Annotated in this window: 25 protein-coding genes; 8 read left to right on the top strand and 17 right to left on the bottom strand. The window is 55.3% G+C overall.

What is annotated here, in order from left to right; all coding sequences use genetic code 11:
* The 8 genes from FBR45_RS26350 to FBR45_RS10460 form a co-directional block, all read left to right on the top strand.
* On the top strand, window positions 1–1,364 hold a 1,364-nt coding region (locus FBR45_RS26350; RefSeq protein WP_171044865.1), incomplete at its 5' end, for a hypothetical protein.
* Complete coding sequence (locus tag FBR45_RS10490) at window positions 1,364–2,137, top strand: hypothetical protein (protein WP_138501800.1); 774 nt, start codon at window positions 1,364–1,366, stop codon at window positions 2,135–2,137. The genes FBR45_RS26350 and FBR45_RS10490, both read left to right, overlap by 1 nt.
* Window positions 2,134–3,660 carry a GDSL-type esterase/lipase family protein gene (locus FBR45_RS10485; protein WP_138501798.1) on the top strand — a complete coding sequence of 509 codons (1,527 nt, stop codon included), beginning with the start codon at window positions 2,134–2,136 and terminating at the stop codon, window positions 3,658–3,660. Before FBR45_RS10490 ends, FBR45_RS10485 begins: the two co-directional genes overlap by 4 nt.
* A 58-nt stretch (window positions 3,661–3,718) precedes the next feature.
* Complete coding sequence (locus FBR45_RS10480; protein WP_138501796.1) at window positions 3,719–3,997, top strand: hypothetical protein; 279 nt, start codon at window positions 3,719–3,721, stop codon at window positions 3,995–3,997.
* Window positions 3,998–4,074: 77 nt separating this feature from the next.
* Window positions 4,075–4,455, top strand: coding sequence for a hypothetical protein (locus tag FBR45_RS10475; RefSeq protein WP_138501795.1), 381 nt, complete (start codon window positions 4,075–4,077; stop codon window positions 4,453–4,455).
* Window positions 4,456–4,459: 4 nt separating this feature from the next.
* Entirely contained in the window at window positions 4,460–4,915 is a 456-nt protein-coding gene (locus FBR45_RS10470) for a DUF3810 domain-containing protein (protein WP_138501793.1), read from the top strand.
* Window positions 4,915–5,382, top strand: coding sequence for a hypothetical protein (locus FBR45_RS10465; protein WP_138501791.1), 468 nt, complete (start codon window positions 4,915–4,917; stop codon window positions 5,380–5,382). Before FBR45_RS10470 ends, FBR45_RS10465 begins: the two co-directional genes overlap by 1 nt.
* 10 nt (window positions 5,383–5,392) lie before the next feature.
* The gene (locus FBR45_RS10460) at window positions 5,393–5,980 is read left to right on the top strand and encodes an N-acetylmuramidase family protein (RefSeq protein WP_138501789.1); all 588 of its coding nucleotides are present in this window, start codon (window positions 5,393–5,395) and stop codon (window positions 5,978–5,980) included.
* 397 nt (window positions 5,981–6,377) lie between these two features.
* Here the strand turns inward: FBR45_RS10460 and FBR45_RS10455 are convergent, their stop codons facing one another.
* The 17 genes from FBR45_RS10455 to FBR45_RS10380 form a co-directional block, all read right to left on the bottom strand.
* Window positions 6,378–6,719, bottom strand: coding sequence for a hypothetical protein (locus FBR45_RS10455; protein WP_138501787.1), 342 nt, complete (start codon window positions 6,717–6,719; stop codon window positions 6,378–6,380).
* Between the two features lie 62 nt (window positions 6,720–6,781).
* Entirely contained in the window at window positions 6,782–7,219 is a 438-nt protein-coding gene (locus FBR45_RS10450; RefSeq protein ID WP_138501785.1) for a hypothetical protein, read from the bottom strand.
* Window positions 7,216–7,440, bottom strand: coding sequence for a hypothetical protein (locus FBR45_RS10445; protein ID WP_138501783.1), 225 nt, complete (start codon window positions 7,438–7,440; stop codon window positions 7,216–7,218). The genes FBR45_RS10450 and FBR45_RS10445 overlap by 4 nt, the downstream gene beginning before the upstream one ends.
* A complete protein-coding gene (locus FBR45_RS10440; protein ID WP_138501781.1) occupies window positions 7,424–7,819 on the bottom strand; it encodes a hypothetical protein in 396 nt (131 codons plus the stop codon). Before FBR45_RS10440 ends, FBR45_RS10445 begins: the two co-directional genes overlap by 17 nt.
* 59 nt (window positions 7,820–7,878) lie before the next feature.
* The gene (locus FBR45_RS10435; protein ID WP_138501779.1) at window positions 7,879–8,397 is read right to left on the bottom strand and encodes a DUF4494 family protein; all 519 of its coding nucleotides are present in this window, start codon (window positions 8,395–8,397) and stop codon (window positions 7,879–7,881) included.
* Window positions 8,398–8,470: 73 nt separating this feature from the next.
* A complete protein-coding gene (locus FBR45_RS10430) occupies window positions 8,471–9,007 on the bottom strand; it encodes a hypothetical protein (RefSeq protein ID WP_138501777.1) in 537 nt (178 codons plus the stop codon).
* 8 nt (window positions 9,008–9,015) lie between these two features.
* Window positions 9,016–9,648: a hypothetical protein gene (locus FBR45_RS10425; RefSeq protein ID WP_138501775.1), complete on the bottom strand. Its 633-nt coding sequence runs from the start codon at window positions 9,646–9,648 to the stop codon at window positions 9,016–9,018.
* A gap of 22 nt (window positions 9,649–9,670) precedes the next feature.
* Window positions 9,671–10,759, bottom strand: a complete 1,089-nt coding sequence (locus FBR45_RS10420) for a hypothetical protein (RefSeq protein ID WP_138501773.1) — start codon at window positions 10,757–10,759, stop codon at window positions 9,671–9,673.
* Window positions 10,760–10,772: 13 nt separating this feature from the next.
* Complete coding sequence (locus FBR45_RS10415) at window positions 10,773–11,360, bottom strand: hypothetical protein (RefSeq protein WP_138501771.1); 588 nt, start codon at window positions 11,358–11,360, stop codon at window positions 10,773–10,775.
* 130 nt (window positions 11,361–11,490) lie between these two features.
* Entirely contained in the window at window positions 11,491–11,886 is a 396-nt protein-coding gene (locus FBR45_RS10410) for a hypothetical protein (protein WP_138501769.1), read from the bottom strand.
* A complete protein-coding gene (locus FBR45_RS26345; protein ID WP_171044800.1) occupies window positions 11,883–12,068 on the bottom strand; it encodes a hypothetical protein in 186 nt (61 codons plus the stop codon). The genes FBR45_RS10410 and FBR45_RS26345 overlap by 4 nt, the downstream gene beginning before the upstream one ends.
* Window positions 12,040–12,402 (bottom strand): HNH endonuclease signature motif containing protein, encoded by a 363-nt coding sequence (locus FBR45_RS26860; RefSeq protein WP_138501767.1) that lies wholly within the window; start codon window positions 12,400–12,402, stop codon window positions 12,040–12,042. Before FBR45_RS26860 ends, FBR45_RS26345 begins: the two co-directional genes overlap by 29 nt.
* Window positions 12,371–13,498 (bottom strand): DNA cytosine methyltransferase, encoded by a 1,128-nt coding sequence (locus tag FBR45_RS26855; RefSeq protein ID WP_138501765.1) that lies wholly within the window; start codon window positions 13,496–13,498, stop codon window positions 12,371–12,373. The genes FBR45_RS26860 and FBR45_RS26855 overlap by 32 nt, the downstream gene beginning before the upstream one ends.
* On the bottom strand, window positions 13,495–13,809 hold the full coding sequence (locus FBR45_RS10395; protein ID WP_138501763.1) for a hypothetical protein: 315 nt from the start codon (window positions 13,807–13,809) through the stop codon (window positions 13,495–13,497). The genes FBR45_RS26855 and FBR45_RS10395 overlap by 4 nt, the downstream gene beginning before the upstream one ends.
* A 1-nt stretch (window position 13,810) precedes the next feature.
* Window positions 13,811–14,050: a hypothetical protein gene (locus tag FBR45_RS10390; RefSeq protein WP_138501761.1), complete on the bottom strand. Its 240-nt coding sequence runs from the start codon at window positions 14,048–14,050 to the stop codon at window positions 13,811–13,813.
* A gap of 15 nt (window positions 14,051–14,065) precedes the next feature.
* Window positions 14,066–14,515: a hypothetical protein gene (locus FBR45_RS10385; protein WP_138501759.1), complete on the bottom strand. Its 450-nt coding sequence runs from the start codon at window positions 14,513–14,515 to the stop codon at window positions 14,066–14,068.
* An 11-nt stretch (window positions 14,516–14,526) separates the two neighbouring features.
* A complete protein-coding gene (locus FBR45_RS10380) occupies window positions 14,527–14,883 on the bottom strand; it encodes a hypothetical protein (RefSeq protein WP_138501757.1) in 357 nt (118 codons plus the stop codon).
* Window positions 14,884–14,920: the final 37 nt, after the last annotated feature.

Raw genomic sequence — 14,920 nt, 5'->3', positions numbered from 1 at the left:
GGGAGCGGCTGAATAATCAGCCGATCGGCCGGAAAATCTACCTGCAGAACGAGTTCATTAAAATTGGTTTCTGGGAAAAAGCGGGGGGCGCGGCCTGTGAGCTGTATGATTTGAAAGGCCCCACGCCAAACGATAACATCATCAACAATGCCGACCTCGGCCGACAGCTTCAGCTGGCCCTGTACCGGGGCGGCCGAACCAGTCCCAACCCGTTTGCGGAGATCAACACCGATTGGGCCACCCGGGAGGGGAAAACCGCGCCGGGGGGCGGTACCGGTAACAACCCCATCCAGGCTGGTGATGTGTATAAAAACTCATCGCCGGTGCTGCAGATGGCCTGGAATGCCAATACGGTGTACGTGAAGTCGCAGCTCAAAAACTGGCCGATCAACAACGAAACGACCGACACGATACTGGAAACCTGGTCGGTCATCGGGACCGATCGGGCGGTTCGTATTTACTGGAAAATCACCAACAACCGCCAGGACGACAAAACCCAGTATGATGCGTACGGCCAGGAATACCCCTGTTTCTACGCCAACGACCGATACCGGTTCGCAGCCTACTACGCCGGTGATCAGCCTTACAGCAATGCGACCATCACCAAGCGGGACGACGTGGGCGACCAGCGGGCGTTCGCCATTACGGAGAACTGGATCGCCAACATCGACGAGAACAACCGGGGGGCGGGTATCGTCGCGGAACGGCTCTATGAGGTGACCCATAAGCGCCAGTGTCCCGGCTGCGGAGGCAGTAACACCTTTGCCGAAGCCAGTCCTTATGTCGCGTTTCAACCCCAGCTGCACGTGGGCTGGAACGAAACGATGTACAGCGAATGGCATATCGTCGTGGGGCACGTCAACGAGATCCGGCAGTACGCCACCTCCCGGCCGTGGAGCCGTTCGTTTGCCTACAACTTCAAGAACTCGGCCGATCGGGGCTGGTGGTTTCGGGACTGGGCGCGGGATAACGAGGTGCCGCTGGGGGCCGATGGCTGGACGTGGTTTCCGGTTCGCAAGCAGGGCAGCGTAGCCAGCCCGCGGCTGTCGTTTCCGGCCGTGCAGGCGAGCCGCATCTTTATCCGGATGGCCTACACCGGGCCGCTCAACAAGTTCCGACTGCGGTTCTGGCGCTCGGATATGAACATCGGGGGTCTGCCTATTTTCGTCGAGTTTCCGGTTACGGGCGACGGGGTGGCCCGCACCATCGAGATCCCGCTGGCGGGCAATCCCGACTGGCGGGGCATCATCAACCGGCTGAGCATCCAGCGCTACATCAATTTCGGGACCGAGAACCAGGACGATCCGGTGTCGGGGGAGAGCGTTCGGATTGAATGGATCAACACCGTAAACGCCCAACCCTGATGCGAACCCTACTGTATCTACTCACTGTCCTACTCTGCGCCAGCTCACTACTGGCGCAGAGTAACCAACCCGCGCCCATATCGGGCAGCGTGTATCCCGGTACGCCCTTTTCGTTTTCAACGACCATTACCAACCAGGGGGCACCCGTTTCGCTCAGCATCAGCGTGACCGACCGGCCCGGCGGCAAGCCCGTCAAATCCGAAAACCAGCCGACACTGACGCAGGTAGGCAATACGGTATTTGGCAGCTGGACGGCGGCTCAGACGCTCCGGCTGTATCAAAACCGATCGGTCTGGGTTGCGCTGTTTGCGAATGGTACGGCGATTCGGGCGGGGCTGTACGAGTTTTCTTACAGCAGCCGACCCACGCGGCCGGGTGAAGTGGTGAATCTGCAACTGTACGGGGGCGTGATGCCCGACGCGCTGGCGCCCCTGTCGACCAGTATTGCGGCCAATACCGACGCGATCAACAACCGGGTCACCGTAACGGCTTACAATAACTTCACCGCGACGCAGGCCACGACGAACCAGAATCTGGTCATTTCGCTGGCTGGCAAAGCGCCCGCAGCCGACGTGTACACCAAAGCGCAGATTGACGCCAAAAAGGTGGACACCTACGAGGTCAACACCATTTCGGACGCCATCGCCCTAACCGTTCCCGGCAAGACAGCTGACTTTATCGTAAAATCCCACCCGCCGTATGGCCAGACCCGCGCCTACTGGAATGGCAGTAAGTTTTTTATATCTCCACTACTCGAAATAACCGTACCATGAGGCTTGTACTGATTGCCCTATTCTCCCTGCTATCGCTGGCTGGTTTCGGTCAGACGGGTTTCCCTACGACGATCACGAATAGCAAGCTGGATATCGTTCAGACCAACGACGACATCGAACAGCGTTGCTTGCGCGAGGGGCAAATCTGGCCTACCGCTGTCGAGGCCAATAATATCGTATGGACCGGGCTTAGCTCGTCGGGCGGGCAAGGGGTAGGCAACCTCTCAGCCCCGAACGGTTTTTCGTACTACCTGAAAAGCGTATCGATTTCAGCCACGCGCAAAACGCGCATGAAATCGGTTTACGGCTACTACGCTGTAGGTAATAGCACCGTGACGTCTAACGCGTTCGTGGCCGGTGGTGAAACTGGAACGGCAACGGTGCCGGTCGGTGCGCTGGTCCGGCCCGGCATGCCCGCCTTTTCGTTCAACATCACCAGCGTACTAGACGCCGACCCGCTCTCTACCGTGGCGGTCGCTACGCAGGGTTCGGTTGCTCTGTCGGCCGCAAAACCCGCCAATAATACCGTCCTGAGTAACGGGCAGTACAGCCATACGGTTACAGTCACCAACACCTCGGGCGCGAGTCTGACGGGCGTAACGACGGTTACCGACGCCCTGCCCTCGGGCGTCCGGTTGGTGAGCGCGACCGGAACGGGCTGGAGCTTTACTACCACGTCGGGCGGCTATACGGCGACCAGCAGCACGACTCTGGCCAATAACGCGAGTTTGCCCGCCATTACCGTAACGGTTGCTCCGCTGGTTACCGTGTCAATTTCGGGCGCTGGTAATGGCTATCTGATCGACTGCGACACGGATTACTCCGCGCCGAACATTATGCCCATTTGCGGTACGTCGATTACGTTCGGTACGGGCGCAACCTCGTATAAAACCATGTGGTCCATGCAGTTTCGCTGCTGGCTACGCGACGTACGCGGCTACCGCATCCGGCGCATCAACAAGGCTATTTCGGGTAGCAACAGCAGCGACCACGAAGCCCTGCGCGCGTTCGATAACCGCTACGACTTCGACACCAAGACGGGCGTATTCGTCTACGAACAAGGCGGCATTAACGACGAGGCCCAAAGCGTTCCGGTAGCGACGAGCCAGGCTAATTTACTGGCCATGATTCGCCATAAGCAGCAGCGTTACCCGGACATGACCATGCTAGTATTGGCCCCGTTCCCGGTTACCAACGCAGGTTACGAGGCTGGACTGGTAACCCGCAGCGCGGCCCTATCGGCTACCGTAGCCAGCGTCAACGACCCGAAGGTAATTTTTATCAGCTCTACCCGTACCTGCCTGATTCCCGCGACCGACCTAACGGATGGCATCCACCCGAACGATTCGGGGAACACCAAGATTTTTCAGGCTATTCGCGACGAGATAATCAGCCGGAACATTCAGTTTTCTCTGCTGCTGATCGCCTTCCCGATGCGCCGTCGACGCAAAACCCGCGACCGCAACCCGGCCGCCAATCAACCCAAAACCCGGACCCGGCTACGCGACCGATTCCGACGCTAACCCATGCACGACACCGACACCGAACGAGAATTACAAAACCGATTTAATCAGATTCGCCATGAAATCAATCATCCAGTCAATCATCAAATTCCTGAAAGAAGCCTATGTCCGGATCAACGCCGGAACGCCCAAGTTCATGCGAAAACTTCAATGGCTGTCGGGTGTAACGGCTGCCATCAGTGCCGTACTGATTCAGCAAAACATTGCCGTACCGGACTGGCTCGACTGGCTGACGAGTAGCTCGACCGTAGCCTTTTTGATCGGGGGCGTCATTTTCCCCCAGTTCGCCGGTACGTCCAGCTCAGCGGATATTGCCGCCCGCGTCAATCAGCCGTAGGTACACAATACCAGGATTGCCCTACACTTCTACCCACCACCGCACACCCCACTGTTCACTCCCCTATGAGAAACCGAATGAATCCGAACCTTTTTGCTGACCGAATCGCCCCGGACGTGGTGATTTTCGTCATGCTGTTCGCCGGGTCGCTGGCGCGTCTGATTCGGGGCGAAAGCCTGGCCCCGCTCAAAGCGCTCAGCGAACTGATTTACGGCATGGTTATCGGCGCCTGTACGACCGGCGCTATTATTCACCTGTCGGGCCTTCCGCTGCTGTCGGGCTGGTGGGTAGCGGGCATCTGTTCATTTTTCTCCTCGCTGATCGTCAGCATTGTCGAGAAGAAAGGAGAGCAGCTGCGCGATCTGTCCCCCGGCGCAACGGTCAAGCTGATCTTTCGGGAGGTGCTGGCTGAGATCAAGAAGTTTAAAACGCCGGAACCGCCCGGCCCTAACGTGTAACGCTATGTTGTTCTATGCAGAAATTGGAATCCGGTTAAGCGCTGGCGTCTGGCTGGCGCTGGAGGTAGGGGCGCTCGACAAACAAACGCCCATGGCTATTCGGCTCATCGTGGCCGCCCTCTCGCTGATCATCGTCGGCTCGGCCGCGATGATGATCTACACGCCCGAAAACGACCACTACCTATCCGCCGGGGCCTACCTGCTGGTGGGGCTCATGGCCGCCCTGTCGGTCATTGATGCCTTTAAGACGGCCGAAAACCGGGCTATTGTCTGGAAACGGGCGCTACCGTTCGGGTTGATCGTCGGCCTGGTAGCGGCCGGACTGTTTGCGCTGATGTGGTACCGAAAGCCGGTAAGCCCGCCAACCCCTGAGCAGCCCGCCCTGACGCCCAAGCCACCTACTGACGAAGAACAACGCAACCGGGATATTATCAACCGCTCCAAAAACCGCAAATTCTAATGATACAACGACTGTTAAAACCCGTGCTGTATTTTACCTGGCTGGCCTTTGCGGTCGCCTTTCTGGTCCTGCTGGCGTCAGCTGTTGCCAGCGCGCAGACATACACGAACCTGACGCCCGATTGCTGTTTACAGGCGAAAGACCTGCAACGGCAAAACCAGTCACTCACGGCCCGGCTCCAACGCGCACAAATGGCCTACGACACGTTATCTCGATCCAGCAACCAAGTACTCATCCAGATAGACGAACGCGTCACAGAGCTAACCAGAACCGCTGGTGAGCAGGTACGAACGCAAACGGCGCTGCGTGAGCAGGCGGAACGCGACCGGGCGGCCATGAAAGCCGATAATGACACGTGGGTACCCAGAACCCGGTTCGGTCGATTCTACCGGGGCAGGGTAATGCCGGTACTGGCTGGCGTTGGCGCGGCTGCGCTGGTGGTTACGGGACTGGTTATCGCTAATTAATTCCTGACGTATGACAACGCTTACCCTATCCGATTATCAGGCCGCGGCCCGGCTGCTGCGTACCGGTGTGGCTGAAATCAAAGCCGTGCAGCAGGTCGAAAGCCGGGGCGCGGGGTTTGTGCGCGGTCGGCTGGTGATTCGCTTCGAAGGTCACTGGTTTCGTAAGCTGACCAATCGCCGGTTCGACCGGTCCCATCCGACCATTTCGCATCCGTATTACGCGGATGGGCGGTTTAATAAGGGCGGGCAAAACGGCGAGTACGACCGGCTACGGGTGGCGATGACTCTCGACATTGACGCGGCTTTGCAGTCGTGTAGCTGGGGTATGTTCCAGATTCTTGGCATTCATTACGAACTGCTGGGGTACGCGTCGGTACACGCAATGGTTGACGACTTTAAAACCGGCGAAGCCGCGCAGCTACTGGCATTTTGCCGGTTTGTCAAAGCCAAAGGGATTGATGACGAATTACGGGATCACGAATGGGACGGCTTCGCGCTGATCTACAACGGGAGCAACTACCGGGCGGGCGGCTATCATCGTAAGCTGCCCAAAGCGTATGAACAGCATGTAAGAACAGCCGGGCCGCCGGGCGGTTGAGTAGTTAGTTTGAGGTTAGTTGAATGTAAAAAGCCGCCCCGGGTTCGGGAGCGGCTTTTTTGTAACCCCGTTCTGCCTACATCAAACCCCGACGCGGTGCGTTGGTCTTCGGCAGCTCCAGGGATGAGTTAAAAGACGCGCGTTTTATTCAAGTCTTCATGCAGTTGATAGGTAACGGCTTTGCTCTGGTACAGGGTGACCCGGCTGGTTTCCCGCTCATGTCGGCACGACCGACAGCGAACATACCCTACCTGATATAGACCCGATGAGTTGGATTCTTCCCTACTGACAACATCAACATTGTTAACGGCTCCGCAGGCCGAACATTCAAATGGGGGGCTGGGAATGTGTAAATACATGGCTTATTTAGTTTTTTCAGTTAAAACAGGCGCGTTTACTATCGACTTCGGGCGCGCTGTATGATCTTCAGGCGAACCTCTGCTTTTGCGTATTCGTCTTTCAGACGCTGATCCAGATTGCTGGCCGACGCGTAGGCATTGTGCTGGTAAGCTCGATCGTATTCAAGGTAGCTACGACCCCAATACCAATCACCTTTTGTTTCGATTCGATACGCACCGGGTATCCTATCTCCCTCGGTCTCGGCAAACACCTCTTGCGTTATTTCGTAGGTGTTTTTGTGGCCATATAAGTTATAGTACATACCATACAGCATGTAAGAAACTCCGGCAACTATGGCGGCTATGATCACTGCGCCTATGAGGTTAATTAGTAGCTTCATCGTTTTACAATTTCGGGTTAAAAATATTCCACTTTTCCGGCTAAAAATAGTCCGGAGCGTTATTACCGGGCCGGGTCGCCTTCCCGAACGATCCCGCGCTTCGCCATTACCTTATCGTAGCTGATTTTGGCTAAGTCCTCAATCGTTAGCCCCCGACCAATGGCAACCGCGTTCAGGTAGTAAAACAGATCAGCCAGTTCGCCGTTAAATTCATACTCATCCGGCTTTACGGCAAAATGTATTTCGCCCGGCTGACTACCACGCAGGCGCTTTTTAAACGCATCGATGTCAGCAGCCACATCGACAAACTGTTGACAGGTTTTGGTAAAGTCGAAAAAGCCATCCTGCGTTAACGATTTCGCCTTGGGTGTCATGTAATTAGCAGCTCCGGCTACTTCGCCACATTCGCCCAGCAAACCCAGCATAGCAACCGGGTGTACTTCACCCGCTACGTAGCCAATCTTGTTCTGCAATTCGGTTAACTTCTGTAGATTATTCATAATTGGTTGGTTTTAAACGGAATGATTGAGTGTATCAGATGGTAGTGCGGTGTCCAGTTATCTTCATCAAGGGTTGGCCACTCCTGACGGGTAGCGAGTGAGCAGAACGGGCGTTCAATCCGGATGCTGTTGTTGTCGTAGATGGTGATCCGGAAGTACGTTTTGTGTTCCCGGTGCAGGCCCGCTACGACCCGCACCGGTTGTTTAGTGACTTTGGCCATTTGGCAGCGTGAGGGCTACGCGCTCAGTGTGCCAGACTAGGACTTGCAGGTGGTGAACGCTGGTTAAAGCAATCTGCTCGCTGCAAATGAGAAGTCGGTAGGAGTCTTTAGAGCGATAGTAATAGACTTCAGCTTCTCCTTGTGAGGGAGTATATTTCATTCCGCCCAGCGCGGCTCTTTCTGTGTACCCCAACCGCTCCAGCCATTCGGGCGTTATGGGTATGGGCTGGAGTCGGGCAAAAGAAACATCGCAAATAAAGTTGTATCCGGCACTCAGCGATACTCCTTGAACTAGGGATATGTCGTCTACCTTAAAGGGCTGGCCTTCATACATCACATACGCGCCTACCATCAGGTCGCGGGGGTCAATTGCGTTCATTGGATGTGGTTGGTTACTACCGGCACAGGCGGTCAGGCCCATGCCGGCAGGGGTTGGGGTTAGGCTTCTACGGGTTCGCCAAAGGGAATATTCATCTGGTTGACGTCGGCTGATTCGCGGCCACTGTCGGCCAGATCGGCCTGACGGGATTTGAAATCGTTCTGCCAGTCTTCGCTGAAGGGGTGCCACACGCCCAGAATAGGCGATTTGACAACGGCAATGATCGTGTTGTTACTCAGCCAGCCGCTCATATACTTCTCCGTCCGGCGCTCCGCGTCGACAACATCGGCAGCGGCTACCAGATGGGCGCTGTTCGATTTTTTGTCTTCGATCGTGTCTTCGGTCAGGATGGTGACTTTGTAGAAATCGCCCCCAACGTGCGGTTCGTAGACGCCCTCGAACTTAACCAGGCTGATGCCCTTAATTTCGAAGTCGGTCAAACGCCCTTCCAGTACACTGTAAATCTGGGTTTCGACGTCGCTGAACGAGACAGCATCGTGTAAATACTGCTCAGTGTAGGATTTCCATTTGCCGAAGTTATCCTGCAGCCGGTAGCTTACTTTGGATTGATACCACATGGTTTGAATTGGTTATAGGTGAAAACTGGGTTGAAAGCTGATTGGTCGTTTACTCTTAGCGCGGTAAGAGTGATCAGAGACCGACGACAAGCCTTGCAGCATCAATGCGCTCCTGGTTCTTGCAGTCGAGCCCGGTAAACTTTTTGTAGTCTTCGGGCTTCCATTTGCGGGCTGTCGGCTGGATAGTCACGACGGCGTAGCCTAGTTCGGTCAGCATCTCAATCAGCAGTTTGCCGGCCGCTGCGTTCTGGCCAACGTCGTGGGCGATGCGTTCCCGAACGGCCGACACGTAGCGAACCTGAGCCGACGGGTCAGCTTTGCGGAGCCGGTCGGGCAAATGGACCGCGTGAAAGTTTTTGGTTTTATTCAGCCAGCCCGCTTCGACGTAGACAAGAACCTCGTCTTTGGGGTAGGACTGAATGTGCTGAAGCGTCCGGGCAAACGTTAGCGTCCGGCTGTCAATGATTCGGCGCAGGGACGTATCCCAGATAGCAACACCGTTCTTGATCAGGTCCGGGTCGATACCGAAGCAGTAACGGGCTTTGCGGCTGGCAAGGGGGTAGGTCTTCATCATCGGGCGCTGGTCGTCGGTCGTGGGGGTCTGGTTCATTCGGGTGATTAGTTGTCGGTTACGTCTTCGTAGGAGGTATCTTCAGCCTGATAGCCTTTCGACCAGTCACGGCTGGCCAGCACTTTCCGGTAGGCTTCATCCTGGCGCCAGTTGGCGGGCCGCTTCAAGTCTTCCTGACGGCGTTGCTGGTTGATGGCGTCGCCCTGGGTGGGCTGTCCAGCCTGAGAAAGCGCGTATTCACTCCGGATCAGATCGAGCGTCAGCGGCTCTTTTTTCTGGGCATCCCGGCCGGGCTGGCGGTTGAGTTTTTCCAGAAAATCGGCTTTCAGTTCGAGGTAGTTGGTAATGATCTTAGTTAGCTTGATGTCGCTGAATGCGTTGAACAGCTCGAACGGATTGGCTTTGAAGTGCTTGAAGGCCATGATGATGTCGAATACACTTTCGTAGCCGTACTCACCTTCCCGCGTTCCCATCAGCCGGTCGGCCGCTTCGAAGATTTCCGATGCCGACATTTCATTGGCCGGGTTGGTGATCTTCAGACTATCCTGAAAATCCTTCAGAATGAAGCACAGCAGTTTGTGCAGGTTTTCTTCGCCGATCCGCTGTTTGACGACAACCATTTTAGGCGATTCGTGGGCCTTCTCCAGCGAGGTTTCGCGCTTCAGTTCAGCCAGAATCATTTTGGCGGGGCTGTTGGGCTGGCTAAGAATTGAACCGACGGTACTTGAACTCAGCAAGCTCATCAATTGCGCTTGCAAATTCGGCGTCTGTTGGTCGCTGGAGACGTGAGTAAGCGCCTGGGTTGTTGATGCCGACCGTTGCGGCTGGTCGTTTGAGCTGGGTGATGATTTCATTGAATTGGCTGTTTAACCGGGCCATACTGGCGAAGTGGTAGTATTCTTTGAGTTCGGCCGTTCGGTCGAGCATGACCGTCAGCGCGTTGATGATGTCGTCGTCGGTACAGGTACCCGACTTCTGGGTAATGGCGCTTCGGAGCTTGGTGGCCAGCTGGGCAGCGGCCCCGGCGTCTTTGCCTTCCCAGTAGTAGCTTTCGTTACGGGATTTGATCAGATCCCGAATGCGGGTTACGATAGTCGGCTCGGCGCTGGGTTTGGACCGGGACCGGGGCGCTTTGGCGGGCGGTTCAGTCGCTGGTTCGGGCTGGGTGGCGGGCTCGATCTCGACCGGGGGAAGGGGGGCGGCCGGAACTGGGGGTTGGGGGCTTTCTTTTTTTTCTTCGAGATCAACAGCCTCATCAGTTGGTGAAAGAGTCGGCGCGTCAGCGCTGACCGGTACACACTCTATTTCTTCTTTACTTTCTATTTTACTTTCTTCTTTATTTTCATTCCTTATATATGGCTCTTTAAGATTTTTAAAGAGGGTATTTAAGATTTTTAAATAGGGTGTATAAGATTCTTGGGTAGCCTCTTTAAAAATCTTAAACAGGCTCTTTAAGATTTTTAAAGAGGGGGGGCTAACACCATCCCACCCCTCTTTAAGATTTTTACACAGGGTATTTAAGATTTTTAAAGAGGGGTACATCTGGCGCTTGTTACCCTTGTCCTTGCCATCTTCGATACAGATGTAGCCTTTCGCTTTGAGCGACTTCAGGGTAAGGCTGATACTCGTTTCGGTCAGTCCAACCTGAGCCGACAGGTGCGCGTTCTTCGCCGTACATTCACCCGTACGCGACAGCATCAGCACCTGAGACGCCAGCACCTTTTCTGTCAGGTTCAGGTCGTCCAGCGCCAGTATTTCGGCCGGTATCCAGATGCCGGTAAATTCATTCATGACGGTAGGGGTATTAAAGGGGCTCCGGCTTACTCGAGTAAATCAGGGTGCTTAAAAAGCCTTTGGTTTTGAACCTGTAAAGCTGTCCGGGATTAGCGGAGCCGCCAACCTCAACCTCTGGTCGCTCATGTCGAAAATGAAGGCCTGAGTAGGTAAAATAGAACGAGTACACCCTAATCAATGGCATTGATGCCAGCAGGTGCATAAAGTCTTCATCCTGCCTATCCAGGTAATTGCCAATCAGATTGATGCGAAAATCAAACTTGGTTCTGTAGTTGGCATATTGGCCAAACTGTTCTTCCAGGGCGGTTTTGTATCGGCAGGCTTGACCCAGCGTTTTGTAGGTAATTGGCCCGCGTTTCAGTTCGTATATGTCTACAACAAAGTGTCGGATGCGAGCTTCCGGATGATCAGGATTACTTCTAAATCGCCCTTCGTAGGTTAATGAGACCAGATCGGCGATGCCGTAAGGCGGCAACTGTAATTGTCGGGTCAGAACACCGTTCAAGGGCAATCCGCGCGCTGCCAGATCAGCCCGGCTTTCGGGCGTCCTTCCGGCTTCGTAAATCATATCTTCTAATTCTCTTTCCAGCAGTTCCATAACAGACAGGGTAATTAATAGCGGGCGTATATCTGGGGCGCCATAACCCTGGCGCGGAGCGTGTGGGCGACCATGGCCGATGCCAGCAGCAGACCGGCAATGATGTAGAGGGTGTAGAGGTTTCTGCGAGTCATGGCGTGAGGGGCTTGATACGTTTCTGGTTGATCAGGTTGCTTTCCTGTTTCTCTGTGCTGGCTACGTAGACTTCTCCCTGCTGGAATGACTTTAATAGCGCGTGGGCCTGGTCCATCTGGTGGGGCGGCATCGTAGCCAGCAGCGTAGCCAGCCGTTCCATGCTGCGAACCATGGCGTAATACTGCTTTTCCTCCTCTTCGCTGATGCCTTTGTAAAAGCCAGCCAGAAACGATTCAAGGTCTTTGGTCAGGGCGTTGATGCGCTGTTTGCGGTCGTGCTTGTAAAGGGTGGTGCTGGTCAGTGCGTCGCATACCTCCAGCATCATGCTGTTGCAGAAAACGGCTTTCAAGGCTGCGTTGTGCAGGGCAGCCGTACGTTCGGATTGGTTCATACTAGGTCGATGAGTCTGAATAGTTCGTAGGGAATGTGTGCCACTAGTCCGTTGCCGCCTGCTTCGAGTCGCGCCGTTCGATAGCGTCCTGTGGGGCGGTACTCCAGATGTTGACTTCCTGCTCCGGATCTGTCCAGCCCGGCGGCATCCCCATCATCCACCTCGTCTGTTGAATTTTTCATCTTCTTTCCAGTGTAGTTTCATGTGACAGGATCGGCACAAGGTTTGTAGATTCTCTGGATCGTTATTTTTGATGTTTCGATCTATGTGGTGAACCTCAAGCCCGGATGCTGTACCACACTCCTGACAGGCTGACTTGATGTGTCTGCGTGCGCGTAAATGAAAAGTGGTTCGGTCAGAGGGGTTTGATTTGGTATTCGCGCACGATTGGCTGCAAAAAAGTCGGCCCTCAAACCGAGACGCGTCTTCAAGTCTTCCGTTAAAGCGCCTGCGCCCGAACTCACTTCCGCAGGTCTTGCAGGTTTTATTCGCTAACTCTCTCGTTTTTACTGGCATGTTCTAGGGGGTTGTCGCATTGGTCAATCATTCGAAAGATTTCATAGGGTATTTGCGGGACTAGGCCATTTCCGCATGCCTCAAGTCTCTGTGTTCGATAGCGCTTGCCGGTGCCGTCTGCCAGTAATCCACTTCCATATCCGGATTGGTCCAGTTCAGTGGCATGCCCATCAACCATTCTGTGAATTCGGGTTGCAGCTTCAAACCAGTGTTCGGCCCACCCGCCAAAGCCAGCGCGTTCGGCAACTGATCGTGATGCCCCCGATCTCTGGCCAGATGCTCCGCTGAGTTGGCTCCCTTGTAATCCCTCGCTGCGGGCGTTGGCAAACTGTCTTTGATCACCGTAGCCAGCCCGTCCTGACTGGTTTTGGTCAGTCCTTTCCGATTGTGGTTGCCGTTGGCGGTTGGCGTCGGGATGGAGTCGCGCAATACGGTCTGCAGGTTTGGCCCGCCGGTTCCGTGTAATCCGGCTCCGGTTCCGCTGCGAGCCGTAGGCGTTGGCAACGTCTGCAGCACTCCCTCCAGATTGATACCGTGGCCCCGATCGGTTACGGCCGGTGCGTTCCCGTTCGAGCCGCCCGTTGATGCTGTCGGCGTTGGCGGGGTTGTAGCAAACAATCCATACTCGTTTCCTGACGTGCGGGGCGCCAACGGCGCAAGCTGGTAGTACGAACGGCCGGACCGTGTAACCTTTCGCTTCCATTGCAGATGCGAAGTCGTCGAGTGCCATCTCGACGAATCCAGCAACATTTTCGACAACGACCCAAGCGGGCCGGATAGCTGCGCAGAGTTCGACAAACGCGGGCCCGAGATGACGCTCGTCCAGCTGGCCTTTTTTGAGCCCGGCGACGCTGAAGGGCTGGCAGGGCAGTCCGGCGGCAAGGACGTCGATCCGGCTTCGGTAGTGCTTTCGGGCAAAGGCTCGAAAATGCTTAGTTGTAAAGTCGCCATAATGGGCCGTATCGGGGAATCGTTTGGCCAGTACGCGCTGGCAGAAGGGTTTGATTTCGGAGGTAAACACGCAGTCCCAGCCATTCCAGTGGGCCGCCAGTTCAAACAGACCGACACCCGTACAGACCGATGCAAACCGTTTCATAGCGTCTCACCCCTTTCTTTGGCCTGTTTGATGATCTTCGGAAAACTGACGGTTATAAAATCCTTGAAGCGGATTTGCTCGGCCAGCTCGCAGAGTATCAGGCTGCATTCGAGTTTACCGTCGTGAATGCCGTAGATCGTGAGCTTGACCGGGCTGGGGAAATCCTGTACGTCGCTGGCGGGTAGACAGAAATGCACCCACGTTTCGTCAACTTCGACGTCGGTAACGGTTGCGTTGGGGCCGAATAACTCCTGTAGCTGGATTGCCGCTACGTCGTTCATAATCGGATTGGTGTCTGGTATCTGATCCATCTTATTTGGCGTTACGAATCCATGTGAGGACCACCAGCACCAGCAGACTACCCAGCGCCAGATACAAACCCAGCGTGTCGTCACTACGCGACCACCACCAGGCCGACAGCGCCCGGCCTACTTTCGTGTCGCGGAAGAAGTAGCGGAGCATGTTGGGGCCGAACGGGATGAGAAACAGGGGCAAACCCAGATACAGACAGGCTTTGCCGTACGCCAACAGAAAATCGGTTAGGGTGAACATGGGTAGAGGGGGGGGTTAGTAGGACATGACAGGGTTGCACGCATCATACGGCACCGATTTGCCGTCAGCAGCCCAGCGGGGGCGGGCAAAGCCTTTGTAGTCCAGCCAGTCGCAGAAGAATGAATCCGACAGGATTCGGGCTAGATCATGACCCATCAGCTGTTTACCCGACCCGTCACAACCCGCAAACGAGTTTAACCGCTTGCCTTCCTTCAAATGCATGTAGTGCGCTTTGTAGATGGGGTATCGTGCCGCCATTTCCTCGCCGTGTACATCGGCAATCATTTGCCGGTAGTCATCAGCGGTCATTTCGGACAACAGACGCAGGGGAGCCGGTAGGTGGTTGCCTACCAACTCGATAACTGTATCCATGATCGAGTCTCGAAACTCCCGGTCATCCATAACGCCGTGCGTGTAGTCGTTACAGGTGCCGTCAATGCGAACGGTAAATTGCTGTTCAGTCATCGTGGTATGGTTTACGCGTGAATGTTTCCTTTTACACTCCGCACCGCATCCGACACCAGCCGCCCCAGATCAGTCAGCTTTGTCGATTTCTCTAAGGTTAGCTTAACCGTCTCACTGACCGTCGCCGTCTCGTTGCTGCTACCCGGCTCAAACCGGTCGTAGCTGTCTACTACGCATACGGTCGTTACGTCGAATTCCAGTTTGATCTGACCCGCGTACGGGTAGGCGTTGGTTAGCTGAATGCTCGTGCAGTAGCCACCGGCTTCGTTTTCGGTCAGAGTAGCCAGCGCGTAAATGCTGGTTTCGTCTTGCAGGTCGAGGGCTCCGAGTCGGGCCGAGTTGAGTTGGCAGTTGCGGGCGAGGGTCATAGTGGTGTTTGTCCAGGGGGTTGGTGCTGGTGATTGA

This window comes from Spirosoma lacussanchae, from assembly GCF_005870035.1.
GTDB classification, from domain to species: domain Bacteria; phylum Bacteroidota; class Bacteroidia; order Cytophagales; family Spirosomataceae; genus Spirosoma; species Spirosoma lacussanchae.
Note: the sequence above shows the minus strand (reverse complement) of the source record. Positions and strands in the feature narration are given on the sequence as shown.